26 protein-coding genes and 1 pseudogene are annotated in these 24,694 nt (G+C 68.6%); 10 read left to right on the top strand and 17 right to left on the bottom strand.

Going from position 1 to position 24,694, the window contains the following annotated elements; all coding sequences use genetic code 11:
• Positions 1-164 precede the first annotated feature (164 nt).
• Genes AC2SGK_RS13590 through AC2SGK_RS13560 form a run of 7 tightly spaced genes read right to left on the bottom strand, consistent with a single transcriptional unit; the run spans position 165 to position 6,592 of the window.
• Positions 165-1,769 (bottom strand): GMC family oxidoreductase, encoded by a 1,605-nt coding sequence (locus AC2SGK_RS13590; RefSeq protein WP_488324047.1) that lies wholly within the window; start codon positions 1,767-1,769, stop codon positions 165-167.
• Positions 1,770-1,771: 2 nt separating this feature from the next.
• A complete protein-coding gene (locus tag AC2SGK_RS13585) occupies positions 1,772-2,764 on the bottom strand; it encodes a branched-chain amino acid ABC transporter permease (RefSeq protein WP_488324046.1) in 993 nt (330 codons plus the stop codon).
• A 1-nt stretch (position 2,765) separates the two neighbouring features.
• Positions 2,766-3,653, bottom strand: coding sequence for a branched-chain amino acid ABC transporter permease (locus AC2SGK_RS13580; protein WP_488324045.1), 888 nt, complete (start codon positions 3,651-3,653; stop codon positions 2,766-2,768).
• Between the two features lies 1 nt (position 3,654).
• A complete protein-coding gene (locus tag AC2SGK_RS13575; protein WP_488324044.1) occupies positions 3,655-4,356 on the bottom strand; it encodes an ABC transporter ATP-binding protein in 702 nt (233 codons plus the stop codon).
• Positions 4,357-5,133 (bottom strand): ABC transporter ATP-binding protein, encoded by a 777-nt coding sequence (locus tag AC2SGK_RS13570; protein WP_411837068.1) that lies wholly within the window; start codon positions 5,131-5,133, stop codon positions 4,357-4,359.
• 11 nt (positions 5,134-5,144) lie between these two features.
• A complete protein-coding gene (locus AC2SGK_RS13565; protein WP_488324043.1) occupies positions 5,145-6,359 on the bottom strand; it encodes an ABC transporter substrate-binding protein in 1,215 nt (404 codons plus the stop codon).
• Positions 6,360-6,385: 26 nt separating this feature from the next.
• Positions 6,386-6,592 carry a hypothetical protein gene (locus AC2SGK_RS13560; RefSeq protein WP_488324042.1) on the bottom strand — a complete coding sequence of 69 codons (207 nt, stop codon included), beginning with the start codon at positions 6,590-6,592 and terminating at the stop codon, positions 6,386-6,388.
• Between AC2SGK_RS13560 and AC2SGK_RS13555 the strand changes: the two genes are divergently transcribed.
• The 3 genes from AC2SGK_RS13555 to AC2SGK_RS13545 all read left to right on the top strand — a co-directional run bounded on the left by AC2SGK_RS13555 (position 6,579) and on the right by AC2SGK_RS13545 (position 8,370).
• Positions 6,579-7,493 (top strand): LysR family transcriptional regulator, encoded by a 915-nt coding sequence (locus AC2SGK_RS13555; RefSeq protein ID WP_488324041.1) that lies wholly within the window; start codon positions 6,579-6,581, stop codon positions 7,491-7,493. The two genes, AC2SGK_RS13560 and AC2SGK_RS13555, sit on opposite strands and share 14 nt — an antisense overlap.
• A gap of 72 nt (positions 7,494-7,565) precedes the next feature.
• The gene (locus AC2SGK_RS13550; protein WP_411837072.1) at positions 7,566-7,700 is read left to right on the top strand and encodes a hypothetical protein; all 135 of its coding nucleotides are present in this window, start codon (positions 7,566-7,568) and stop codon (positions 7,698-7,700) included.
• A 55-nt stretch (positions 7,701-7,755) separates the two neighbouring features.
• The gene (locus AC2SGK_RS13545) at positions 7,756-8,370 is read left to right on the top strand and encodes a nucleoside/nucleotide kinase family protein (RefSeq protein ID WP_488324040.1); all 615 of its coding nucleotides are present in this window, start codon (positions 7,756-7,758) and stop codon (positions 8,368-8,370) included.
• On the opposite strand, the gene AC2SGK_RS13540 is transcribed toward AC2SGK_RS13545, so the two are convergent.
• The 5 genes from AC2SGK_RS13540 to AC2SGK_RS13520 all read right to left on the bottom strand — a co-directional run bounded on the left by AC2SGK_RS13540 (position 8,367) and on the right by AC2SGK_RS13520 (position 13,454).
• The gene (locus tag AC2SGK_RS13540; RefSeq protein WP_488324039.1) at positions 8,367-9,155 is read right to left on the bottom strand and encodes an ABC transporter permease; all 789 of its coding nucleotides are present in this window, start codon (positions 9,153-9,155) and stop codon (positions 8,367-8,369) included. The two genes, AC2SGK_RS13545 and AC2SGK_RS13540, sit on opposite strands and share 4 nt — an antisense overlap.
• On the bottom strand, positions 9,152-9,982 hold the full coding sequence (locus AC2SGK_RS13535) for an ABC transporter permease (RefSeq protein WP_488324038.1): 831 nt from the start codon (positions 9,980-9,982) through the stop codon (positions 9,152-9,154). Before AC2SGK_RS13535 ends, AC2SGK_RS13540 begins: the two co-directional genes overlap by 4 nt.
• Positions 9,983-10,025: 43 nt before the next feature.
• A complete protein-coding gene (locus tag AC2SGK_RS13530; RefSeq protein WP_488324037.1) occupies positions 10,026-11,090 on the bottom strand; it encodes an ABC transporter ATP-binding protein in 1,065 nt (354 codons plus the stop codon).
• Between the two features lie 52 nt (positions 11,091-11,142).
• Positions 11,143-12,261, bottom strand: a complete 1,119-nt coding sequence (locus AC2SGK_RS13525) for an extracellular solute-binding protein (RefSeq protein WP_488324036.1) — start codon at positions 12,259-12,261, stop codon at positions 11,143-11,145.
• A 215-nt stretch (positions 12,262-12,476) separates the two neighbouring features.
• The gene (locus tag AC2SGK_RS13520) at positions 12,477-13,454 is read right to left on the bottom strand and encodes a PepSY-like domain-containing protein (RefSeq protein WP_488324035.1); all 978 of its coding nucleotides are present in this window, start codon (positions 13,452-13,454) and stop codon (positions 12,477-12,479) included.
• 130 nt (positions 13,455-13,584) lie between these two features.
• Between AC2SGK_RS13520 and AC2SGK_RS13515 the strand changes: the two genes are divergently transcribed.
• From AC2SGK_RS13515 to preA, 5 genes are all read left to right on the top strand, one after another.
• Positions 13,585-13,947: a PepSY domain-containing protein gene (locus AC2SGK_RS13515; protein WP_488324034.1), complete on the top strand. Its 363-nt coding sequence runs from the start codon at positions 13,585-13,587 to the stop codon at positions 13,945-13,947.
• Positions 13,948-13,956: 9 nt separating this feature from the next.
• The gene (locus AC2SGK_RS13510) at positions 13,957-14,616 is read left to right on the top strand and encodes a response regulator (protein ID WP_488324033.1); all 660 of its coding nucleotides are present in this window, start codon (positions 13,957-13,959) and stop codon (positions 14,614-14,616) included.
• Positions 14,613-15,911, top strand: coding sequence for a sensor histidine kinase (locus AC2SGK_RS13505; protein ID WP_488324032.1), 1,299 nt, complete (start codon positions 14,613-14,615; stop codon positions 15,909-15,911). Before AC2SGK_RS13510 ends, AC2SGK_RS13505 begins: the two co-directional genes overlap by 4 nt.
• Positions 15,912-16,008: 97 nt before the next feature.
• Positions 16,009-17,364, top strand: coding sequence for an NAD(P)-dependent oxidoreductase (locus tag AC2SGK_RS13500; RefSeq protein WP_488324031.1), 1,356 nt, complete (start codon positions 16,009-16,011; stop codon positions 17,362-17,364).
• Between the two features lie 10 nt (positions 17,365-17,374).
• The gene (gene preA, locus AC2SGK_RS13495) at positions 17,375-18,673 is read left to right on the top strand and encodes an NAD-dependent dihydropyrimidine dehydrogenase subunit PreA (protein ID WP_488324030.1); all 1,299 of its coding nucleotides are present in this window, start codon (positions 17,375-17,377) and stop codon (positions 18,671-18,673) included.
• 127 nt (positions 18,674-18,800) lie between these two features.
• Here preA and AC2SGK_RS13490 read toward each other — a convergent pair whose 3' ends face one another.
• From AC2SGK_RS13490 to AC2SGK_RS13480, 3 genes are read right to left on the bottom strand one after another with little or no spacing between them, the layout of a single operon-like run.
• Positions 18,801-20,270 (bottom strand): carboxypeptidase M32, encoded by a 1,470-nt coding sequence (locus AC2SGK_RS13490; RefSeq protein WP_488324029.1) that lies wholly within the window; start codon positions 20,268-20,270, stop codon positions 18,801-18,803.
• Entirely contained in the window at positions 20,267-21,412 is a 1,146-nt protein-coding gene (gene ctaA, locus AC2SGK_RS13485) for a heme A synthase (RefSeq protein WP_488324028.1), read from the bottom strand. The genes AC2SGK_RS13490 and ctaA overlap by 4 nt, the downstream gene beginning before the upstream one ends.
• Positions 21,413-21,438: 26 nt before the next feature.
• Positions 21,439-22,167, bottom strand: coding sequence for an RNA methyltransferase (locus tag AC2SGK_RS13480; RefSeq protein ID WP_488324114.1), 729 nt, complete (start codon positions 22,165-22,167; stop codon positions 21,439-21,441).
• 67 nt (positions 22,168-22,234) lie between these two features.
• On the opposite strand from AC2SGK_RS13480, the gene AC2SGK_RS13475 reads away from it, so the two are divergent.
• Positions 22,235-22,840 carry a thiamine phosphate synthase gene (locus AC2SGK_RS13475; RefSeq protein ID WP_488324027.1) on the top strand — a complete coding sequence of 202 codons (606 nt, stop codon included), beginning with the start codon at positions 22,235-22,237 and terminating at the stop codon, positions 22,838-22,840.
• Here the strand turns inward: AC2SGK_RS13475 and purN are convergent.
• Together purN and purM are read right to left on the bottom strand one after the other, a co-directional pair.
• Positions 22,837-23,424: a phosphoribosylglycinamide formyltransferase gene (purN, locus tag AC2SGK_RS13470; protein ID WP_488324026.1), complete on the bottom strand. Its 588-nt coding sequence runs from the start codon at positions 23,422-23,424 to the stop codon at positions 22,837-22,839. The two genes, AC2SGK_RS13475 and purN, sit on opposite strands and share 4 nt — an antisense overlap.
• On the bottom strand, positions 23,421-24,461 hold the full coding sequence (gene purM, locus AC2SGK_RS13465; RefSeq protein WP_488324025.1) for a phosphoribosylformylglycinamidine cyclo-ligase: 1,041 nt from the start codon (positions 24,459-24,461) through the stop codon (positions 23,421-23,423). Before purM ends, purN begins: the two co-directional genes overlap by 4 nt.
• A 128-nt stretch (positions 24,462-24,589) precedes the next feature.
• Here purM and AC2SGK_RS13460 point away from each other — a divergent pair.
• A pseudogene (locus AC2SGK_RS13460) lies at positions 24,590-24,694 on the top strand (IS5/IS1182 family transposase); the annotation flags it as partial.

Genomic DNA, 24,694 nt, shown 5'->3' with positions numbered 1-24,694 from the left:
GCCTGCCTGCGCCCACGCGCGCGACGGGCACCCAGTGGTGACGCCGCGCGTGGCGTTTTCACAACCCCTGTGTCCACGCGCACGACGGGCACCCACCGAGCGCACCTGCAGGGGGCGTGCGATTGGCCAGCCTGCAAAAGGGCGTGGTGTGAACGTGGCCCCGATCAGGCTAGCGCCTTGGCGTCCTCCAGGATCATCCGCGCGGCCTTCTCGGCAATCATCACCGTCGGCGAGTTCGTGTTCCCGGACGTGATCGTCGGCATGATCGAGGCATCCGCGATGCGCAAGCCCCCCACTGCGCGCATCCGCAGGCGCGGATCGACCACGCTACCCGGATCACCGCCCATCCGGCAGGTGCCGACCGGATGAAAGATCGTCGTGCCGATGTCGCCGGCGGCGCGGGCCAGATCCTCGTCGCTCTGGACGGCGGCGCCGGGGCGGAACTCCTCGGGGCGGAAGCGGGCGAAGGCGGGCTGGGCCGCGATCCGCCGCGTCAGCCGGATCGCGCGCACCGCCACCTCGCGGTCGCTCTCGGTCGAGAGATAGTTCGGCGCGATTGCGGGCTGCATCGCCGGGTCCGGGCCGGTCAGGTGGACGGAGCCGCGGCTGTCGGGGCGCAGGTTGCAGACGCTGGCGGTCATCGCCGGGAAGGGATGGACGCGGTCGCCGAACTTGTCCAGCGACACGGGCTGGACGTGGTATTCCAGATCGGCCGTCTCCTTGTCGGGACCGGACCGGGTGAAGATCCCCACCTGGCTGGGCGCCATCGACATCGGCCCCGAGCGCGATAACAGGTATTGCGCCCCGATCCGCGCCTTGCCCCACAGGCTGCTGGCCTGTTCGTTCAGCGTCGGCACGCCATGGACCTTGTAGACCAGCCGCAGCTGCAGGTGGTCCTGCAGGTTCTCGCCCACGGCATCGACCTGCACGCGCGGGGTGATGCCGGCGGCCGCGATCACGTCGCCGCGCCCGATGCCCGACAGCTCCAGCACATGCGGCGATCCGATGGCACCCGCACACAGCACGGTCTCGCGCGCGGCGCGCACCTCGTGCCGCTGGCCGTTCTGGCGATAGACGACGCCGGTCACCCGCCCCTCCTCCAGCACCAGAGTCTGGACCTGGGCATGGGTCTCCACGCGCAGGTTGGGGCGCCGCATGGCGGGCCGCAGGAAGGCCTTGGCCGTGTTCCAGCGCAGGCCCGACCGCTGGTTCACGTCGAAATAGCCGCCGCCTTCGTTGTCGCCGGTGTTGAAGTCGTCCACCCGCGGGATGCCCGCCTGTTCGGCCGCGTCCAAGAATGCGTCCAGCACCGCCCACCGCACGCGGGCGCGTTCGACGCGCCATTCGCCGCCCGTGCCGTGATGCTCTCCGGCGCCCCGGTAATGATCCAGCTGGGCGCGGAAGATCGGCACGACATCGTCCCAGCCCCAGCCCGGACAGCCCATCTGCCGCCAGATGTCATAGTCGCGCGCCTGCCCCCGCATGTAGATCATGCCGTTGATGGAGGAGCAGCCGCCCAGCACCTTGCCGCGCGGATAGTTCAGCACCCGCCCGTTCAGACCCGGTTCCGGCGCGGTGGTGAAGCACCAGTCGGTGCGCGGGTTGTTGATGCAGTAGAGATAGCCGACCGGGATATGCACCCAGTGATAGTTGTCGCTGCCCCCCGCCTCCAGCAGCAGGACGCGGTTGCGAGGGTCGGCCGACAGGCGGTTGGCCATCACGCAACCGGCGCTGCCCGCGCCGATCACGACATAGTCGAAGCTGTCCATCGTCATTGCTCTCGCGTGAAGCCCAGGGCGCGGCCAATGCGCGAGGCATAGAACTCGCCCACCAGGCCCCGGCGGAAGACCAGGACGCAGGCCATGAACACCACGCCCGTGATGATCGTCACCGGAAAGTCCGAGGTCGCCAGATAGTTCTGCAGCGTCACCACGATGCCCGCGCCGAAGACCGGCCCGATCAGCGTGCCGATGCCGCCCAGAAGCGTCATCAGGATGACCTCACCCGACATCTGCCAGCCGACATCGGTCAGGGTGGCGAACTGGAAGACCAGCGACTTCAGCCCGCCCGCCATGCCCGCCAGCGTGGCCGACATCACGAAGGCCGCCAGCTTGTAGCGCCCGACCGCATAGCCAAGCGAGATGGCCCGCTGCTCGTTCTCGCGGATGGATTTCAGGATCATGCCGAAGGGCGAGTTCACGATGCGCCAGATGATCGCGATGCCCAGCAGGAACACCGCCAGCACGAAGAAGTACATCGTCGTGGTGTCCGACAGGTCCAGCATCCCGAACAGCTGCCCGCGCGGGATGGACTGCAGCCCGTCCTCGCCATGGGTGAAGGCCGCCTGCACGCAGAAGAAGAAGAACATCTGGCTGAGCGCCAGGGTGATCATCGCGAAGTAGATCCCCTGCCGCCGGATGGCGATGGCGCCCATCACCACCCCCAGAAGCGCCGCCCCGGCCATGCCGGTCAGGATGCCCAGTTCGGGCGACAGGCCCCAGACCTTGACCGCGTGGCCGGTAAAGTAGGCCGCCCCCCCGAAGAAGGCCGCATGCCCGAAGGACAGAAGGCCCGTGTAGCCCAAGAGCAGGTTGAAGGCCGCCGCGAACAGCGCGAAGCACAGAAGCTTCATCAGGAAGATGGGATAGAGGAAGAACGGGGCCGCCAGCAGCAGCGCCAGCAGGACCAGCAGCAGCCCCGCCTTGAAGGTCGCGGCGCGCGGATGGGCGGCGGGTGCCGCGATGTCAGTGCCGTGATGTGCCATGTCAGGCATCCTTTCCGAACAGGCCCGCCGGACGCAGGATCAGGACGATCGCCATGATGACGAAGATGACGATGTTGGAGGCCTCGGGGTAGAAGACCTTGGTCAGCCCCTCGGCGATGCCTAGCAGATAGCCGGTGATGATGGCGCCCAGGATTGAGCCCATGCCGCCCACGACCACGACCGCGAAGACGATGATGATCAGGTTCGACCCCATCAGCGGGCTGACCTGATAGACCGGCGCGGCCAAGACCCCCGCGAACCCCGCCAGCGCCGCGCCCAGACCATAGGTCAGCGTCAGCAGCAGCGGCACGTTGACGCCGAAGCTCTGGACCAGGACCGGGTTCTCGGTCGCGGCGCGCAGATAGGCGCCCAGCTTGGTCTTCTCGATCAGCAGCCAGATGCCGATACAGACGGCCAGCGACGCGATCACCACCCAGCCCCGATAGATGGGCAGGAACATGAAGCCCAGGTTCACGCCCCCGGTCAGCGCCGCGGGCGCCGCATAGGGCGAGCCCGACGCGCCGAAGAAGTAGCGGAACGTCCCCTCGATGGTCAGCGCCAGGCCGAAGGTGAACAGCAGCCCGTAGAGCGGGTCCAGCTTGTAGAGGCGCGACAGCATCGTGCGCTCGATCAGCGCACCGGTCACCCCGACGATCAGCGGCGCCAGGATCAGCGCCGGCCAGTAGCCGATGCCGCCATGCACCGCCAGCAGCAGCGCGATGAACGCGCCCAGCATGTATTGCGCCCCATGGGCAAAGTTGATGACGCGCAGCAGGCCGAAGATCACCGCCAGCCCCAGGGACAGCAGCGCATAGAACGACCCGTTGATCAGCCCGACCAGCAGCTGGCCCATCAGGGCCTGGACGGGGATGCCGAATATCATTGTCATGTCAGACCCCCAGAACCGTGTTCAGCATGTCCATCCGCTGCGGCAGCTGATCGACCGGGAATTCCGCGACCATCTGGCCGTGATCCATCAGGTAGAACCGGTCGGCCACCTTGGAGGCGAAGCGGAAGTTCTGCTCGACCAGGACCACGGTCATGCCGCGCTTCTTCAGTTCGACCAGCACCTCGCCGATGCGCTGGATGATGACGGGGGCCAGGCCCTCGGTCGGCTCGTCCAAGAGCAGGCAGCGCGCGCCGGTGCGCAGGATGCGCGCCATGGCCAGCATCTGCTGCTCGCCCCCAGACAGCTTGGTGCCGGGGCTGGCGCGGCGTTCCGCAAGGTTCGGGAACAGCGCATAGATCTCGTCGACCGACATGCCGCCCTTGGCCACGACGGGGGGCAGCATCAGGTTCTCTTCCACCGTCAGGGTGGCGAAGATGCCGCGCTCCTCGGGGACGAAGCCCAGGCCGGCATGCGCGACCTTGTGCAGCGGGACGTTCATCAGGTCGCGGCCCGCGAACTCGATCCGGCCCGTGCGCTTGCGCAGGATCCCCATGATCGAGCGCAGCGTGGTGGTCTTGCCCATCCCGTTGCGGCCCAGGATGCAGATCATCTCGCCTTCGTTCACATGCAGGTCGACGCCGTGCAGGATGTGGCTTTCGCCATACCAGGCCTGAAGCCCGGCCACGTTCAACAGCGGTGCCATTCAGTCCTCCGTGCCCATGTAGGCCGTCCGCACGCGGCTGTCCTGGCTGACGGTCGCGTAATCGCCCTGGGCGATGATCTCTCCGCGCTGCAGCACGGTGACGTGATGGCAGATGTCGGCCACGACGCTCAGGTTGTGCTCGACCATCAGGACGGCGCGGCTCTGGGCGACGGAGCGGATGATGTCGGCGACCATGCGCACGTCCTCCTGCCCCATCCCGGCCATCGGCTCGTCCAGCAGCAGCACCTGCGGGTCCAGGGCCAGGGTCGTCGCGATCTCCAGCACGCGCTTGCGCCCGTAGGACAGATCGGCCGCCCGCGTGTCGCGATAGGGCGTCAGGCCCAGATCCTCGATCAGCGCGCCCGCCCGGTCGTTCAGCCGGTCCAGCGCCGAGAGCGGACGCCAGAACTGCACCGCCAAGCCTGCGGGCCGCTGCAGCGCGATCTTGACGTTCTCCAGCACGGTCAGGTGCGGGAACACAGCCGATATCTGGAACGACCGCACCATGCCCATGCGCGCGACCTTGTCGGGCTTGGCGTTGGTGATGTCGGTGCCCAGCAGCGTGATGCGCCCCGAACTGGGCTGCAGGAACTTGGTCAGCAGGTTGAAGACCGTGGTCTTGCCCGCCCCGTTGGGTCCGATCAGCGCATGGATCTGCGCGTGATGGACGTCTAGGTCCACGTTGCTGACGGCCGCGAAACCGCCGAAGATCTTGCCGAGGCCGCGGGCGGTCAGGACCACCCGCGGCTGGCTCTGCGGGGATGCAGAGAGGGTCATCGTCCGACCGATCAGTTGGTTACCAGCGGGCAACCGCTGTCGGCCGGGTCCAGATAGGCCTGGTCGCCCGGAATGGTGGCGGCCACGTTGAAGTAGTCCCAGGCCACGTCGCTCTCGCCCGGCGCCTTGACCTCCAGCAGGTAGACGTCCGAGATCATCCGGCCGTTGGGCGCCACGCGGCCGTTCTCGGCGAAGACGTCCTGGACGGGCAGCTCGTGCAGCTTGGCGGCCACGGCCTCGGTCTCGTCGGTGCCGGCGGCCTCGATCGCCTTCAGATAGGCGGTCACGGCGGAATAGGTGCCGGCATGGATCATGTTCGGCATGGCGCCGGTCTTGTCCATGAAGCGCTGGCCGAACTCGGCCGTCTCGGGCGTGCGGTTCCAGTAGAAGCTTTCGGTCAGGGTCAGGCCCTGCGCGGCCTCCAGGCCCAGGCCGTGGACCTCGGCCAGCGTGAACAGCAGCGCGGCCAGGCGCTGGCCCGACTGCACGATGCCGAACTCGGCGGCCTGCTTGATCGCGTTCTGGGTGTCCATGCCGGCATTGGCCAGGCCGATCACCTTGGCGCCCGAGGCCTGCGCCTGCAGCAGGAAGGACGAGAAGTCGGTCGTCGACAGCGGATGGCGGACCGAGCCCAGCACCTGCCCGCCCTTCTCGGTCACGAAGCTGGAGGTCTGCTCCTCCAGCGAATAGCCGAAGGCATAGTCGGCGGTCAGGAAATACCACGAATCGCCGCCCTGCTCGACCAGCGCGCCGCCGGTGCCCACGGCCAGCGCATGCGTGTCATAGGCCCAGTGGAAACCGTAGGGACTGCACTGCGCGCCGGTCAGCTCGGTCGTGGCGGCACCGGTGGTGATGGTGATCTTGTTGGCGTCGCGCGACAGCGCCTGCACGGCCAGCGCGACCGAGGAGGTCGTCAGCTCCATGATCGCGTCCACCTGCTCGGTGTCGTACCACTGGCGGGCGATGTTGCTGGCGATGTCGGCCTTGTTCTGATGGTCCGCGGTCACGACCTCGATCGGCATGTCCAGCACCGAGCCGCCGAAATCCTCGACCGCCATCAGCGCCGCCTGATAGCTGTACTGACCGCCGAAGTCGGCATAGACGCCCGACTGGTCGTTCAGGATGCCGATCTTGACCCGGCCGTCCGAGATCTCGGCCGCGGCCGGCGCGGCGATGGACAGGCCGGCCACCGACAGGCTTGCCGCCGACAGAAGAAGTTTGCGCATGGTTTCCCTCCCAGAAATCCTGTTGTTCAGCGCCAGCCGGGATCGGCCCGCAACGGCGGGAACGACGGCATGGTCTGTTCAAAAATGGCCTGACCGGTCTCCTCAAACCGGACGGATGACGCAGCATGAAACGGTTTTCCCTTTGACACAAGCCGTCGGCACCGACTAATCGCATACAAGTCCTGTTCATTTTCGGACAGATGGGCGATGGGTTGCGCGATGGCCAATTTCACCTGGGACGACCTTCAGTTCTTCCTGGCCGTGGCACGCACGGGGCAGCTGTCCAGTGCCGCGCGCCAGCTGCGCACCAGTCATGTCACCGTCTCGCGCCGCATCGACCGGCTGGAGGCCGCGCTGAAGCTGCGCCTGTTCGAGCGCAACCCCCGCGGCTACGAGCTGACCGCCATGGGCCGCCGCCTGATCGAGACCGCCGAGCGGATGGAGGCCGAAGCGCATCGCATGAACGCCGACCTGCTGGGTGAGGGCGCCGGACAGCGCGGCATCCTGCGCATGACCCTGCCCGAGGGGTTCGGCAGCTATTTCAGCCGCACCCTGCTGGTCCCGTTCTACCGGCGCTTTCCCAACATCGCGCTGGAGCTGATCACCCTGCCCCAGATCATGGCCCTGTCGCGGCGCGAGGCCGACGTGTCGGTCGTGCTGGACCCGCCAAAGGCCAGCCCCTACCGCTCCGAGAAGATCTGCGACTACAGCCTGCACATCTTCGCCGCGCGCAGCTATCTGGACCGCCACCCGCCGATCCTGACCCGCGACCAGCTGCTGGAGCATCCCTTCATCGGCTATATCGAGGAGATGATCTTCTCTCCCGGCCTCGACTATCTGGGCGAGGTCCATCCCGGCATCCGGGCCGAGGTGAAAAGCTCCAGCATCTTCAATCAGCTGGCCGCCACGCGGCAGGGTCTGGGCCTGTGCGTGCTGCCCCATTACATCGCGGGCCACCGGCCCGACCTGGCGGTGGTGCTGCCCGATCAGGTCGCGCTGCGGCGCAGCTACTGGCTGACCACGCATCGCGATGCGGGCGCCAACCCCCGCGAACGGGCCGTGATGGCCTTCCTGCTGGAGGCCGGGCGCGATCACGGCCCCCACCTGATCCGGCCGGCCTCCGCGACATCGTGACCGCCCGAGGAACCGCCCGGGCGCCGCGCGGGTTCGCGCTGCATGCCCCCATTGGGAGGTCCGGAGGACAGAATGTTCGACATCCAGACAGAGGCCTATCTGCGCCGCACCCGATCCCGCCCCCGCCCCGTGACCGGCGGCGTCCTGCCGGCCACGGTTGTCGCCAGCGTCACCCTGTGGCTGACGGTGCTGATCGCGGCACAGTGACGCCCGCTTGCGCGACGATTGATGTCGTGGAACATGGCGCCCGCAGGAGGACGCCATGAGCATAACGACAATCGAGGCCCTGACCGATCGCCTGCGCGCGCTGGCGGCGGGACCGAAACGGTCGCTGGTGGCGCTGGCCGGACCGCCTGGCGCGGGCAAGAGCCATGTGACCGAGGCCCTGCTGAGCGCCCTGCCCGACGCCGCCCTGCTGCCCATGGACGGGTTCCACCTGGACGACGGCTTGCTGCGCGCGCGTGGTGATCTGGCGCGCAAGGGGGCGCCGTGGACCTTCGATCTGGACGGTTTCGCTGCCATGCTGGACCGGCTGGCTGCCGATGACGGTCGCGGCGTGCTGGTCCCTGTCTTCGACCGGACGCTGGAGATCAGCCGGGGCGCCGCACGCGAGATCCCGGCATTGGCCAGGCTGATCCTGGTCGAGGGCAACTATCTGCTTCTGGACCGTCCCGGCTGGCGCGATCTGGGCCGCCATTTCGCGCTGACCGTGATGCTGGACGTGCCCGAAGCGGTTCTGCGGGCGCGTCTGGCCGCGCGCTGGCGCGACCTGCCCCCCGGTCAGGCCCAGGCCAAGCTGGAGGCCAATGACCTGCCCAACATGGACCTGGTCCTGCAGGCCAGCCGCGCGGCGGACCTGATCCTGCCCAACGGCTAGGCCGCGCGCCGCCGCCGCGCGATCTCGTAGGCCACCGCCCCGATCACCGTCGCCACGATGATGACCAGCGCCAGCGCGTTCACCGCGGGCGTCAGGCCGGTGCGGACCTTGGTGGCGATGAACACAGTCAGCGGCGTCTCGAAACCCCGCACAAACAGGGTCGTGTTGTAGTTCTCGATCGACTGCAGCACCGCCAGACCGGCCGAACCGATCAGCGCGGGCCGCAGGAAGGGCAGCGTCACCCGGCGGAACACCATGGTCCGCGACGCGCCTAGGCCCAAGGCCGCCTCCTCCTGCGTGCGGTCGAAGCGCTGCAGGCGGGCCATGACCATCAGCATCACATAGCAGATGATGAAGGTCGATTGCGCCAGCACGATCAGGAAGATCCCGCCGCCGACCCCCATCTGCCGCCACAGGATCAGGGTCGAGATTCCGATCACCACGCCCGGTGTCAGCAGCGGCGACACCATCACCGCATAGGCGACGCTGCGCGCCCGCGCATGCAGCGAGGTCAGCACCAGCGCCGCCGCCGTGCCCACCGGCACCACGATCACCACCACGCAGACCGCGACCAGCACCGAGGTCCAAAGCGACTGCCACATGGCAGCGTCGGCCCACATGGCGCGGAACCAGTCGGTCGTCGTGCCCTGCCACGGGATCACGGTCGGAAAGCGGCTGGTGTTGAAGCTGGCCGCACCCATGATCATCAGCGGCGCGAACACATATGCTGCAAAGACAGTCAGATACAGCCAGAACATCAGGTTGAAGATACGCTCGGCCCTCATTTCGCGACATCCGTCAGGTTGACGCGGAACAGGCGTAGCGTGACCAGCACGACGGCCAGGCACAGGACCAGCAGCACCAGCGCATAGGCCGCGCCGCGGTTCCAGTCGCCGCCCTCGAAGAACCAGTTGTATATGATCTCGGTGAACCATCGGCTGCCGGGCGATCCCAGCAGCGCGGGAGCGACATAGCTGCCCGCGGCCAGCATGAAGGTGAAGACAAAGCCTGTGGCGATGCCGGCCTTGGCATGCGGGACCACCACCCGGCGATGGATGCGCAGCGGCGAGGCGCCGAGGTCGCGCGCCGCCTCGATCTGCGATTTGTCCAGCGATTCGATGGCGTTGTAGATGGGCAGCAGCATGAACAGGATATAGGCATAGACCATCGCCGCCAGTACGCCGCCGTCGCCCTGCCAGCGGATCGGCGCGTCAATCAGGCCGATATTGGTCAGAAGCGCGTTCAGCGGCCCGCGATAGGCCAGGATGATGAACCAGGCCAGCGTGCGCAGGACCTCGTTGATGAAGAAGGGGATGATGATCAGCATCATCGCGATGGCCAGCTGTCCGGTGGTGGCGCGCTGCGCCATCCAGAAGGCGATGGGATAGCAGACCAGGAAGGTCACCAGCGCCACCAGCGCGCTGGCCCAGATGGTCTTGAAGAAGATCGCGCGATGCGTGGGCTCGCCCGCCAGATAGAGGATGTTGGACAGGGAATAGGTGTCGTCCGGCCCGCCGATCTGCGCCGGCGGCAGGTTGGGCCGCAGGGCATAGTCGATCATCATCAGGTTCGGGGCCAGCACCATGACCGCCAGCCAGAAGAGAACCAGCATGAGAAAGATCGTCGAAAGCCCTGGCCCAAAACGGTTTTTCAGATCACCCATCCCCCAGCACCACCGCATGTCCGGGCGCGAAGCCGAAGCCCGCGCGGCTGCCGGGCAGAGGGGCGTCCGCCAGCCGCGTCGAGGGGACCGAGGCCGTCATCGCCGCACCGCCGTCGAACTGCCCGTGAACCAGCGCGAAGGAGCCTTCGAAATCGACCCGCTCGATCTGGGCCTGAAGCGGGTTTTCCGCGCCGCCGGGCATCAGAGCCTCGGGGCGGACATAGATCGTGCCCTGCAGGCCCGCCGCCGCACCCTGCCCCGCGCGGCCCATAAGCGGCCCCAGACCGGTCTCGATCCGCGCCATGCCATCGGCCACCTGGGTGATGCGGCCGGGAATGGCGTTCGTCTCTCCGACGAAGCGGGCCACGAAAGGGGTGGCGGGGTTGTCATAAAGTTCGCGCGGGCTGGCCACCTGCTGCAGAAGGCCCGCCGACATGACGGCGACGCGGTCCGACATGGCCAGCGCCTCGGACTGGTCGTGGGTGATGTAAATGAAGGTGACGCCGGTGCGCTTCTGCAGCGCGCGCAGCTCGGCCCGCATGTGCTGGCGCAGCTTGAGGTCCAGCGCCGAGAGCGGCTCGTCCAGCAGCAGCACGCCCGGCTCGACCGCCAGGGCGCGGGCGATGGCCACGCGCTGACGCTGGCCGCCCGACAGCTCTCCCGGCATGCGGTCGCCATAGCCCTCCAGCGCGATCAGGCGCAGCAGGTCGTCGGCGTTGGCGTGACGCGCGGCCCGGCCCACGCCGCGGGCCTCGAGGCCGAAGGCGATGTTGTCGCGCACCGACATCAGCGGGAACAGCGCCAGCGACTGAAAGATCATCGCGGTCGGGCGCTGGTTGGGGCCAAGCCCCTTCATGTCGCGCCCGCCGATCAGCACGCGCCCCTCGGTCGGCTCGATGAAGCCCGCGATCATCCGCAGGATGGTCGTCTTGCCGCAGCCCGACGGCCCCAGGATGGAGAAGAACTCTCCGGCCTCGACCTTGAAGCTGACATCGCTGACGGCGCGGGTGGTGCCGAAGGTCATGCCGATGCCGGCAAGCTCGACCGAATGGGACATCGTGTCTCCTGCGTCTGCAAGGGGGGCGGCGTAGCGCCGCCCCCGGTTTGGATCAGGCCGACAGGAAGCGGTCCTGATACTCGTTGCGCTTGGTGATATACCAGCTTTCCTGGATCGGCCACCACCACAGCTTCTCCAGCGCGTCGCCCGGATAGGCGGCGGCGAAGAAGGCCTTGGCCTCGTCCGAGGTCAGCTGGTCCGAGCCCACCGCGGTCGAGTTGATCTTGGTCGCGTTGGTGTACATCGCGCCGGCCTCGGGCGTCAGGAACCAGTTGATGAAGGCATAGGCGCCGTCCAGGTTCGCCGCCCCCGTCGGGATCGACAGGCCCTCCATCCAGGCCAGCGCGCCTTCCTTGGGCGCGATGAAGCCCACGGGCAGACCTTCGGACGCCAGGGCGGCCGCGGTCGAATCCCAGGTCTGGCCCACGGTCGCGCCGTTGACGCGGAACGCGCCCTGGGCCTCGTTCTCGTTGGTCCAGAACTGGATGATGTTGCCCTTGCGCGCGATGGCCTCGGCCAGGATCACGTCGAAGATCTCGATCTGCGCCTCGGGATCGGTGAACGCATCCAGCAGCGGTCGCGGCAGCTTGCCCTCGGCCTCCAGCCACAGGCCCAGGCCGATCAGCGAGGAATGCCCGCGCACGGTCGCCTGCGCGCCGTCCTTCCACAGATCGCCATAGGACGCGGTGCCGTATTCCAGCGGGTTCTGTTCGGTATCGAAGGCGATCGCCTCGGTGCCCCAGTCGGTCGGCACCTGGTACCGCTTGCCGTCCACGACCGCGCCTAGGTTGACCGAGTTCTCCCAGGCACTGGGCAGGACCTTGGCGACCTCGATGCGCGATTCGTCCAGCGGCTGGACCAGGCCGAACTCGACATAGTTCGGGACGCGGTCCACGGTCGGCCAGATCAGGTCGAACCCGGCCCCGTTGTTGGCGCGCAGCTGGTTCAGCAGCTCGTCATTGGTGCCGTAGGGGGTGAAGTTCGGGGTGATGCCGGTGGCCTTCTGAAAGGCGCCCAGGATCTCGTCGTTCAGATAGCCGGCCCAGGCAAAGATGTTCACCTGGCCCGCGCCCTGCGCCATGGCGCGCCGCGCCAGGTAGGGAGAGGCCAGCGCCACGCCAGCCGTGGCCGCAGCCCCGCGCAGAAGGCCGCGCCTGTCGATCCGTTTCATGGGAAGATCCTCCATATCGTTGTCATCCAGCCTGTCCCGTTACCCGGCGCGCATGTCGGTCGCATGACACGGCACCGACGGACGGCCCCGGCCCGCAGCCTAGACCGCGACCGCGCGCAGGCAAAGTGTCTTGTTGGACAGTGCGTTGGCGACCGGCACGCATGACGGAAGGGCCGCCCCCGAAGGGACGGCCCTGATGTCGCGGGGATGCCGGATCAGCGGGCGGTCTCGCGGACCAGCTGGCCCTGCGGGTCCAGCTCCAGCGTCACCGTCTCGCCGTCGGGGTTGGTCGCGTCCAGCAGGACGCGCGGCCCTTCCTGACGCATGATCCCGAAGGCGCTGTAGCCAGCCTCCGTCAGACGCTGGTTCGCGGCGACGGTGTCGAACTGCGGCGCGGGGGGCATGCCGCGGCCCGGGCCGTCCGCGCGGGGGCCGTCGCCACGGGGGCCCTCGGCGCGCGGACCGCGGTCGTCGCCGCGGGGGCCGCGACCCTCGCCGCGCTCGCGCCCGCCGCGGCGGTCGTCATCGCGGCCAAAGCGCAGGACGGCACCCGCCTCGTCGAAGGCGGCGCGCATCTTCTGGCCGCCCGCATCCTCGCCCTTCACCTCGAAGCGGCCGTATTCGGCCTTGATCTCCTCGATCATGCCGAACTGCGCCATGACCTCGTTGCCGCGCACGGCCTTGGGCAAGATCGCGTCGATGATGGGCTGCGGCAGGGCGGTGTCGTCGGTCTCGACCTCGATCAGGTTGTTGTCGGGGGCGAACTTGGCCTCAAGCTCGGCGCCGTTCTCCTGCCAGCCCTTGACCTCCAGGTGGCGCGGGGTCCGCTTGATCTCCTCGACGCGGGCGAACAGCGCCATGGCGGGCGTGTCGCGGATCTCGGCAGGCAGTGCCGCTCCGATCACCGGCGCGGGCAGGATGCCGTCATCGGCCTCGATCTTGATCAGGTTTCCGGCCATGTCGAACTCGGCCTCGATCTGGGTGCCGTCGGGCAGGAAGCCCTCGTATTCGCGCTGGCCGTCGCGCTTGGTCTCGACGCCGAGACGGGTCAGGTCCAGACCCTGCAGCAGGGCGGGCAGCTCGATCCCGCCGGTCTGGTTGGGGGTCTGGTTGGCGGTCTGGGCTGCGGCGGGCAAGGCGCCGCCCAGCACGGCGATCAGGGCGGCGGTGGATGCAAGATGCTTGCGGGTCATGGGACACTCCTTCGAATTTGTCGGCCGGATCGTCCGGCTTTCTGCGAATCATCTCTAACCGAATGCAGCCGAACGGAACGCCAACGCGCCGTTTGATTTCCATTTACCCGGATCGGCGCATAATGGCCCCATGAGGAAAGCCGCGAATCCCCTGATCCTGGTCTTGGCCGCAGCCTTGCCCCTGGCGGTCTGGTCCCAGCCCGCGCCCGACGCCCCGCCCGACGCCTGGGCCACCAGCTTTCAGCCGCAGCCCTTCCACCGCATGGCGGAGGCGGTCACGGCCCGGTACCAAGGTCGGCTGGTCGCGGCCGAGACGCGCCCGCCCCTACCCCATGAGCGCGCCGCGGGCGTCGAGCTGATCTACGAATTCCGCCTGGTGACGCCGCAGCGCAACATCCTCAACATCCGCGTGGATGCCCGGACCGGACGCTTCCTGGAGGTCGCGGGACGCGGCCAGCTGGAAGCCCGCCGCGCGTCCCCCGCCCCGAACTGAAGGCTCCCGATGCGCGCCCTGATCGTCGAGGACGACCCGATGCTGGCCGACCAGCTGTCCCAGGCCATGATCCAGGCCGGATTCGTGACCGACATCGCCGATGACGGCACCCAGGGCGAATTCCTGGGCGCCACCGAGAGCTATGACGTGGCGGTGCTGGATCTGGGCCTGCCCGGCCTGCCCGGGATCGAGGTCCTGACCCGCTGGCGCGACCAGGGCATCAGCATGCCGGTGCTGATTCTGACCGCACGCGGCGACTGGACCGACAAGGTCGCGGGCTTCCGCGCGGGCGCCGACGATTACGCGGTCAAGCCCTTCCGCCTAGACGAGGTCGTGCTGCGCGCCCAGACCCTGATCCGCCGGGCGGCGGGTCATGCGCGCCCGCAGATCGCCGCCGGGCGGCTGCAGCTGGACGGGCAGCTGGGCGTCATCACCCTGGACGGGATGGCGCTGCGGCTGACCGCGTTCGAGCAGCGCATCCTGACCTATCTGATCACCCATCAGGGCCGCGTGATCAGCCGGACCGAGCTCTCCGAACACCTGTACGAGGCCGATACCGACCGCGACTTCAAGTCGATCGAGGTCGTGATCGGCCGCCTGCGCAGGAAGGTCGGCGAGGGCGTGATCGAGACCCGCCGCGGCGAGGGCTATGTCCTGAGGGCGGCGTGACGCGCTCGATCCGAGGGCGGCTGCTGCTGCTGGCGGCGGTCTGGCTGTCGGCGGCGCTGCTGGGGGCGTTCCTGCTGATCGCGCAGCTGTTGGAGGATTTCGTCACCGATCGTTTCGATGCCGAGACCTTGGCCATCGCCGACAGCCTGATCGGCCAGCTGGAGGTGGACGACACCCGGATCGAGCTGGACGACACGCCGCTGGACGTGCGCTTCTCGCTGCCGCTTTCGGGGTGGTACTGGCAGGTCACGGCGGATGATGCGGTGGTGGCGCGGTCCCCTTCGCTGCTGGACGGACGGCTGAGCGGGCCGTCGGGCGACCTGACCGGCGCCGCGGGGCGCGATGCCGACGGGGCGGGCCTGCGCGTGCTGCGCCGCGAGCTGACCATCCCCGACAGCGATGCCCGCATCGCCATCACCGCAACCGCCCCCCAGGCCGAGATCGGCGCGGCGCTGGCGCAGATCGTGCGCCCCCTGGCCGTGGCGCTGGTGGTGCTGGGCCTGGGGCTGGCGGCGGCCAGCCTGATCCAGGTGACGCTCGGCCTGCGCAGCCTGGACCGGCTGCGCGCCGATCTGGCCCGCGTCCGGGCGGGCGATCACGACCGGCTGGCCCTGCCCGACGTGACCGAACTGCGCCCCCTGACGGCCGAGATCAACGCGGCGCTGGACCAGAACGCCAGCCTTCTGACGCGCTCGCGCCAGCATCTGGGTAATCTGGCCCATTCGCTGAAGACCCCGCTGGCGGCGCTCTCGAACGAACTGCCGCCCGACCATCAGGGCCAGGCACTGATCACGCGGATGGACCGGCTGATCGGCTGGCACCTGCGCCGGGCGCGTCAGGCCGGGCCGCGGCTTCTGGGGCAGCGGACCCCGGTCGCCCCCGTGATCGACGACATCCTTCTGGTGCTGCGCTGGCCCTTGGCGGACCGGGGCATGACCGCCGAGATCGACTGCCCCCCCGATGCGGCCTTTCCCGGAGAGCGCCAGGATCTGGAGGAGATGATCGGCAACCTGTCGGAGAATGCCGCGAAATGGGGCCGGACGCGGCTGCGCATCGTGGTGCGCGCGACCGGCGCGCGGCTGATTCTGCGCATCGAGGATGACGGGCCGGGCCTCAGCCCCGATCAGGCCCCCCGCGCGCTGATGCGCGGCGCGCGGCTGGACGAGCTGGGTGCCCCCGGCGCGGGGTTGGGCCTGACGATCGTCGCCGATCTGGCGGCGCTGCATGGCGGTGCGCTGCTGCTGGAGCGCTCCGATCTGGGCGGTCTGGCGGCAGTTCTGGACCTGCCTGCCTGAAATATTCGCAAAGCCGAGGCGCCCATATTTTACCATTTGATAAAAAAACGGACCTGTGCCAGCCTGATCCGACCAACAGGTGAGCCAGGAGACGAAAATGTCCCAAGCAAGACTGTCGCCCGGCGTCGTGCCGGGGCGACTGACCCCCGACCAGCTGGCGGCGAACTTCGTCGATGTCGCCCCGCCGCTGGACCGGCACGAGGCCCGTGTCGCGGCCGACCGCTGCTATTTCTGCCATGACGCGCCCTGCATCACGGCCTGCCCGACCAGCATCGACATCCCGCTGTTCATCCGCCAGATCGCGACCGACACACCGGATGCGGCGGCGATGACGATCTTTCACGCCAACATCCTAGGCGGCATGTGCGCCCGCGTCTGCCCGACCGAACAGCTCTGCGAGGGCGCCTGCGTCCGCGAGGCCGCCGAGGGCAAGCCGGTCGAGATCGGCGCGCTGCAGCGTTACGCGACCGACGGGCTGATGGCCCAAGGCACGCATCCCTTCAAGCGCGCCGCCCCCACGGGCAAGCGCGTGGCCGTGGTCGGTGCTGGCCCCGCGGGCCTGGCCTGCGCGCATCGTCTGGCCGCCAAGGGCCATGACGTGGTGATCTTCGAGGCGCGACCCAAGCCGGGGGGCCTGAACGAATACGGCATCGCCAGCTACAAGGCCGTGGACGGTTTCGCCCAGGCCGAGGTCGACTGGCTGATGGGCATCGGCGGGATCGAGCTGCGCCACGACCAAGCGATCGGCCGCGACATCACGCTGGCCTCGTTGCAGGCGGAATACGACGCAGTGTTCCTGGGCATGGGCCTGGGCGGCGTGAACGCGCTGCGCGCCGAGGGCGAGGAGCGCCAGCATGTGCTGGACGCCGTCAGCTTCATCCGCGACCTGCGCCAGGCCAGCGATCTGGGCACCCTGCCCGTCGGCCGCGACGTGGTGGTGATCGGGGGCGGGATGACCGCGGTGGACGCCGCCGTGCAGGCCCGGCTGCTGGGCGCGGAGAACGTCAGCATCGTCTATCGCCGCGATCAGGCGAAGATGGGCGCCAGCCGGCACGAACAGGACCACGCGACCGCCAGCGGCGTGCGGATCATCTGCAACGCCGCCCCCGTCGCGGTCCATGGCAATGGCGCCGTGACCGAGGTCGAGTTCGCCTATACCCAGAACGGTCCCGACGGGTTGGTGCTGTCGAATGACCGGTTCCGGCTCAAGGCCGACCAGGTCTTCCGCGCCATCGGCCAGCGCCTGGAAGCCGCGCCCGAGGGGCTGGAGTTGGCGGGTGGCAAGATCCTGGTGACCGGGCCGGGCCGCACGACGCTGGACGGGGTCTGGGCCGGGGGCGATTGCGCATCCGGTGGCGACGACCTGACCGTGACCGCCGTGGCCGAAGGCCGCGACGCGGCAGAAGACATCGACGCCCGGCTGACCGGACGTCCCGTCGAAATCCCCGGCTGAGGACGAACCCATGGCAGACCTGCGCAGCAATTTCATCGGGATCAAGTCCCCGAACCCCTTCTGGCTGGCCTCGGCCCCGCCGACCGACAAGGAATACAACGTCCGCCGCGCCTTCCAGGGCGGTTGGGGCGGTGTGGTGTGGAAGACCCTGGGCTCCGAGGGCCCGCCCGTCGTCAACGTGAACGGCCCGCGATACGGCGTGATCCACGGCGCCGACCGCCGCGTCTTGGGCATCAACAACATCGAGCTGATCACCGACCGCCCCCTTGAGGTGAACCTGCGCGAGATCAAGTCGGTCAAGCGTGACTACCCCGACCGCGCGCTGATCATCAGCCTGATGGTGCCCTGCGACGAGGACAGCTGGAAGGACATCCTGGCCCGGATCGAGGATACCGGCGCCGACGGGGTCGAGCTGAACTTCGGCTGCCCGCACGGCATGGCCGAGCGCGGCATGGGATCGGCCGTGGGCCAAGTGCCGGAATACATCGAGATGGTGACCCGGTGGGTCAAGCAATATTCCCGCATGCCCTGCATCGTGAAGCTGACGCCCAACATCACCGATGTGACCAAGCCCGCCGAGGCCGCCAGGCGCGGTGGCGCCGATGCGGTCAGCCTGATCAACACGATCAACTCGATCACCTCGGTCGATCTGGACCTGTTCGCGCCCCAGCCCACCATCGACGGCAAGGGCAGCCATGGCGGCTATTGCGGCCCGGCGGTCAAGCCCATCGCGCTGAACATGGTGGCCGAGATCGCGCGCAACCCGGCAACCGCAGGCCTGCCCATCAGCGGCATCGGCGGCGTCACCACCTGGCGCGACGCGGCCGAGTTCATGGCGCTTGGCGCGGGCAATGTGCAGGTCTGCACTGCGGCGATGACCTATGGCTTCAAGGTCGTGCAGGAGATGATCACCGGCCTGCACGATTATCTGGACAGCCATGAGATGGGCCTGTCCGACCTGATCGGCCGCGCGGTGCCCAACGTGCGCGACTGGCAGCAGCTGAACCTGAACTATGTCACCAAGGCGGTGATCGACAAGGATGCCTGCATCAGCTGCGGGCGCTGCTATGCCGCTTGCGAGGACACCAGCCACCAGGCCATCGCCATGAAGCCCGGCCGCGTCTTCGAGGTGATCGAGGAGGAATGCGTCGCCTGCAACCTCTGCGTCGATGTCTGCCCGGTCGAGGACTGCGTCACCATGCGCGAGCTGGAGATCGGCGAGATCGACAAGCGGACCGGAATCCCGCGTGGCGAATACGCGAACTGGACCAGCCATCCGAATAATCCGATGGCCCGCGCCGCCGAGTGATTGCGTCCCGCGACCGCCGGGGGGCTTTGCGCCCCCCGGACCCCCCGCAGGATATTTTCGTGAAGAAGAAGCCCGGTGGCATCACGCTCCCCGGGCTTCTTCTTCATACAAATATCCAAATCCGAGGTCAGAGGCCGTAGATGCCGGTGAATTTCCGCTCCAGATAGTCCAGCAGCGGGTCGGGGCCGATGGGCTGGCCTGCCGCGGTCTCGATCACCTCGGTCGGGGTCATCAATCCGCCATGGCGCTGGACGGATTCGCGCAGCCATTCGGTGGCAGGGGTCGCGTCGCCTTGGGCCAGGGAAGCGTCCAGATCGGGGACCGCGTCGCGCATGGCCTGATTCAAGCAGCCCGCATAGACATTGCCTAGGGCATAGGTCGGGAAGTAGCCGAAGAGGCCGACCGACCAATGGACGTCCTGCAGCACGCCATTCGCGGGGCGGTCGACCGCGACGCCGAAATCCTTGAGGAAGCGGTCGTTCCAGGCTGCCTCCAGGTCCTGCGTGTCGAGGCGGCCCGCGATCAGGTCCCGCTCCAGATCGAAGCGCAGCATGACATGCAGGTTGTACTGCACCTCATCCGCTTCGGTGCGGATATAGCCGGGCGTGACGCGGTTCACGGTCGCATGGAAGGCGTCGGGATCGCTGATGTTCAACCCGTCGAAGGCCTCGGACATGCGCTCGAACAGCCAGCCGGTGAAGGCGCGGCCGCGGCCCAGCTGGTTCTCGTAGATGCGGCTCTGGCTCTCGTGGACGCCCATGGACACGCCGCGCCCCAGGGGGGTGAAGGCGTAGTCGGGGTCGATGCCCAGCTCATAGCTGGAATGGCCGACCTCGTGGATGGTGGAATAGAGGCAGTTGAACGGGTCCGTCTCGACCACCCGCGTGGTGATGCGGCTGTCCTGCCAGCGCCCCGAGCTGAAGGGATGCACCGCCAGATCCATCCGCCCGCGCGTCCAGTCATAGCCGAACGCTGTGGCGCAGGCGCGGGCCAGGCGCAGCTGGGTCTCCTGCGGGAAATGGCCCTTGAGCGCCTGCGGCTGATCGGCACCCAAGACGTCGTCGCGCAGCGCGACCAGGCGCGGGCGCATCGCGTTGAAAAGCGCCGACAGGCGCGCGCCGGTCATGCCGGGTTCGTAATCGTCCAGGAGCGCGTCATAGAGGTCGCCGCCATCGGCCAGGCAGGCGGCCTCCTCGCGCTTCAGCATCAGGACCTGATCCAGCGTGGGCAGGAAGTCCTGCGGCGCGTCCTTGGCGCGGGCCTCGGCCCAGATGCCTTGGGCCAGCGAGGTCAGCCGCGCCAGCTCGGAGGCCAGCCGCGCGGGGATGCGGCTGCTGCGGGCATGGTCGCGCGCGATCAGGGCGACGGCGCGGCGGTCGGCGGGCGTCTGCGGATCGGCCGCGTCCAGCCATTCGGCGATGCGGGGGTCGGTGCGACGCTCGTGCAGCACCTCCTCTATCGCGCCCATCTCCTCGGCGCGCTGTTCGGCGGCGCCGCGGGGCATCACGGTCTCCTGGTCCCAGCCCAACCGCTCGGCGACGGAGGACAGGGCTTCGGTCTGGCGCTGGAAGGCCAGCAGGTCGGTCAGGGCGGTCATCGGATCGCTCCCCGGATCGAGGTTTCAAACGGATAGCGCGCGTGGTGGCGCGCCCTGAGGATCATCGCGAACAGCACCACCGCAAAGAACTGATGCGTCAGCGCCAGATGCAGGGGCGAGGCGTGGATCACGTTCAGGATGCCCAGCCCGATCTGGGCGGCCATGACCACGATCATCACCGTGAAGGCCCCCCGTGTCACCGGATGGGGCGAGCGGCGCGCCCGCAGCCAGACGACCACGGCGAAGATCGCCAGCAGATAGCCGGTCATGCGGTGGATGAACTGGACCAGGGCCGGGTTCTCGAAGAAGTTGCGCCAACCCAGGGGTGCGTCCCAGATGGCCGAGGGAATCCACTCGCCGCCCATGGTGGGCCAGCCCGTATAGGTGCGGCCCGCGTCGATCCCCGCGACCAGCGCGCCCAGCAGGATCTGCAGGAAGGTCAGGTGCAGAAGGCCCGTGGACATGCCGAACAGCTTGGCCTCTCCCGCGCGTCGAGCACGCATCAGTTCGGCCTCGGAACGAGACAATTGCATCACGTACCAGCTGATCAGCCCCAGGATCAGGAAGGCGATGCCCAGATGCGTGGCCAGCCGATAGGAGGCGACGCTGTGCATGCCCAGTTGCAGGCCGGAGCTGACCATCCACCAGCCGATCGCACCCTGCAGACCGCCCAGAGCGCCCAGACCCAGCAGCCGCGGCGTCCAGCCCGCCGGAATCCGCGAGGTCGCCCAGAAGAAGACGAAGCCCAGGGCCCAGACCAGCCCGACGATGCGACCCAAGAAGCGGTGGCCCCATTCCCACCAGTAGATGTACTGGAATTCCGACAGCGACATGCCGCGGTTGATCTCCTGATATTGCGGGATCTGGCGGTAGGCGTCGAATTCGCGCTGCCAGTCGGCGGCGTTCAGGGGCGGGACGGCTCCGGTGACCGGCGCCCATTCGGTGATCGACAGGCCGGAATCGGTCAGACGCGTCGCGCCCCCGACCACGATCATCGCCAGGACCAGCACGAACAGCACCGCCAGCCAGGCCCGGATGGCGCGGCGCGCGCCGCGCGGGCGGGCGTCGATCATGCCGGTGGTCTGGGGGGCACGGGCGGCCTGCGGGTCCGAGATCTCCTGAAAGACGGGGCGCTTGGCCATCGCGATCTCCTTTGGGTTGGGGCGGCTCAGCGGCGGGTCAGCTGGCGCAGCACGCCGTGCAGGATGCGCACGTCGCCCTTGGTCAGGGTCAGGCGCGACCACATGTTGCGCATGGTCAGCCGCATCGACGCCGCCTTGGTTTCGGGAAAGAAGAAGCCGGCCTGGGTCAGCTCCTCCTCATAGCGGTCGCCGAGCCGCTCGATCTCGACGCGGTCGGCGGGGGCCTCGGCCTCGGACCGGCGCAGATGGGGCGCGGGTTCGGGCGGCAGGATCTCGCGCCCGTATTCGTAACCCATCAGCAGCACGGCCTGGGCCAGGTTCAGCGACGGGAAATCGGGGTTCACCGGCACCGTCACGATGGCATTGGCCCGCGCGATGTCGTCATTCTCAAGCCCGGTGCGTTCGGGGCCGAAGATGATCGCGGACCGCCCCTCATGGGCGCGGGCTTGGGCCATGGCGGTCGCGGGGGTGAAGACGGGCTTGGTCAGCTCGCGTCCCCGCGCGGTCGTGGCATAGGCATAGTCGATGCCGTCCATCGCCTCGGCCAGGGTCGGATAGATGCGGGCCGTGTCCAGCACGCGGCCCGCCGCCCCCGATGCCATGGCGACGGCCTTGGGGTTCGGCCAGCCGTCGCGCGGGTCGACGATGCGCATCTCGGTCAGGCCGAAGTTCAGCATCGCGCGGGCGGCCGCGCCGATGTTCTCGCCCATCTGCGGGCGCACGAGGATGATGACGGGGTGGCGTTCGATCTGCATGCCCGGCAGATAGTCCGTCTGGCGGCGACGGGCAAGCTGCGCTATCTGCGACAGAAAGGAGATCGCCATGACCGACGACGCCCCGCAACTCTATCTGATGACCCCTGCCGGCGCCCAGGCATCGGCGCTTGGGCCGATGCTGGCCGAGGTGATGGACCGCGTGGCCCCCGCCTGCCTGCGCATCCGCGGCGGCGCCGAGGAGGACGAGCTGGGCCGCCTGGCCGACATGGCGCGCGAGATCGCCCATGCCCGCGACGTGGCCGTGGTGATCGACGACCATGTGAAGCTGGCCCTGCGCCACGGGCTGGACGGGGTGCATCTGACCGACGGCGCCAAGGCCGTCCGCTTTGCCCGCAAGGAGCTGGGCGAGGATGCGATCGTCGGCGCCTTCTGCGGCGCGTCGCGCCACGAGGGCATGAACGCGGCCGAGGCGGGGGCCGATTACGTCGCCTTCGGTCCGGTCGGCGACAGCGCGCTCTATCGCGGAGGGCCCGCGGCGCTGGAGCTGTTCCAGTGGTGGTCCGAGATGATCGAGGTTCCCGTCGTGGCCGAGGGCGCCATCACCCGCGAACTGCTGACGCAGCTGACGCCGGTCACCGACTTCATCGCGCTCGGCCCCGAGATCTGGGCGCAGGACGACCCGGCAGCGACCTTGGCGCTGCTCTGGGCCTAAAGGGTCAGCGGCGTCGCATCGCCCGCGGCGAAGCGGCGCAGCACCGCCGGATAGAGGCGGTGCTCCTGCACCAGGACCCGCGCGGCCAGCGTGGCAGCATCATCGCCGGGCAGGATCGGCACCCGCGCCTGACCCAGGGCCGGGCCCGCGTCCAGTTCGGGCGTCACCAGATGCACGGTGCAGCCGGCCTCCGCGTCGCCCGCGGCGATGGCGCGGGCATGGGTGTCCAGCCCCGGATAGTTCGGCAGCAGCGACGGGTGGATGTTCAGCATGCGCCCCGCGAATCGCTGCACGAAATCGGGCGTCAGGATGCGCATGAAGCCCGCCAGGCAGATGATGTCGGGTTCCGCCGCCAGGATCGGCTCTAGCAGCGCCCGTTCGAACCCGGCGCGGTCTCGCGGAAAGGCGCGATAATCGACCGCGGCGGTCGGCACGCCCATCGCCGCGGCGCGCGCAAGCCCCGCGGCCTCCGGGTCGTTCGAGGCCACGAGCACCGGCCGCGCCGGATGGTCGCCGGTCATGTCCTCCAGCAGGCGGATCATGTTCGACCCGCCGCCCGAGATCAGGATCGCGACCCGTTTCACGCAAGCCGGCCGGAATAGCGCACACCCGCACCCGCCGTGACGGTGCCGATGCGGTGGACCGTCTCGCCGTCGGAGGCCAGCTGCCGGGCCAGCGCATCGGCGCGGTCGGCGGCCACGACCACGATCATGCCGATGCCGCTGTTGAAGGTCTTCAGCATCTCGGCCTGCTCGATCCCGCCGGCCTCGGCCAGCCAGCGGAAGACCGGCGGCAGGGGCCAAGCGCCCAGGTCGATATCCGCGCCCAGATCCTTGGGCAGGACGCGCGGCAGGTTTTCGGTCAGGCCGCCGCCGGTGATATGGGCCAGCGCATGCACGCCCCCTGCCCGAATCGCGGCCAGCGCCGGCTTGACGTAAAGCCGCGTGGGCGTCAGCAGCGTCTCGCCGAGGGTCGCATCGGCGAAGGGCGCGGCGTCTGACCAGGCCAGACCCGCGCGTTCGGCCACCTTGCGGACCAGCGAATAGCCGTTGGAATGCACCCCGTCGGACGCCAGGCCCAGCAGCACGTCGCCCTCGGCCACGCAGGCGGGCAGCGCCGATCCGCGGTTCATCGCGCCCACCGCAAAGCCCGCCAGGTCGAAATCGCCGTCATGATACATGCCGGGCATCTCGGCGGTCTCTCCGCCGATCAGCGCGCATCCCGCGGCCTTGCAGCCCCCGGCGATCCCCTCGACCACGCGCGCCCCCTCATCGACCGACAGCTTGCCGGTCGCGAAATAGTCCAGGAAGAACAGCGGCTCGGCCCCCTGGCAGACCAGGTCGTTCACGCACATGGCGACCAGGTCCTGGCCCAGCCCGTCCAGATGGCCGGTATCGATGCCGATGCGCAACTTGGTCCCCACGCCGTCGGTGGCCGCGACCAGGATCGGATCGTCATAGCCCGCCGCGCGCAGGTCGAACAGCGCGCCGAACCCGCCCAGGGCGTCCATCACCCCCGGACGCTGCGTCGCGGCGGCTGCCGGTTTGATGCGCTCGACCAGCGCATTGCCCGCGTCGATGTCGACGCCCGCATCGCGATAGCTGATCCCGTTCTGTGTCATGGCGGCCCCCGGCTGATGTCGCCCCCCGATAGCCCAAGCCTGCCTGTGGGGCAACGCCCTAGGCTGTGTTGAGAGAGCGGATTTTCCTCGGCGGTCGTCTGTTGTTCACGATCATCGCTGCGTGGGAGGTGAGCTTGGCGCGCAACCTGATGTCCGACCGCGAACGGGCGTTCTTTCAGGGCTTCATCCGGGCATTCCGGCGACCGAACAGGCGCGCGCCTGCGGATCATGGG

This window comes from Paracoccus sp. NIOT.M2S5SZ12 (assembly GCF_057748165.1).
This window is presented reverse-complemented; position numbering and strand designations above follow the sequence as displayed.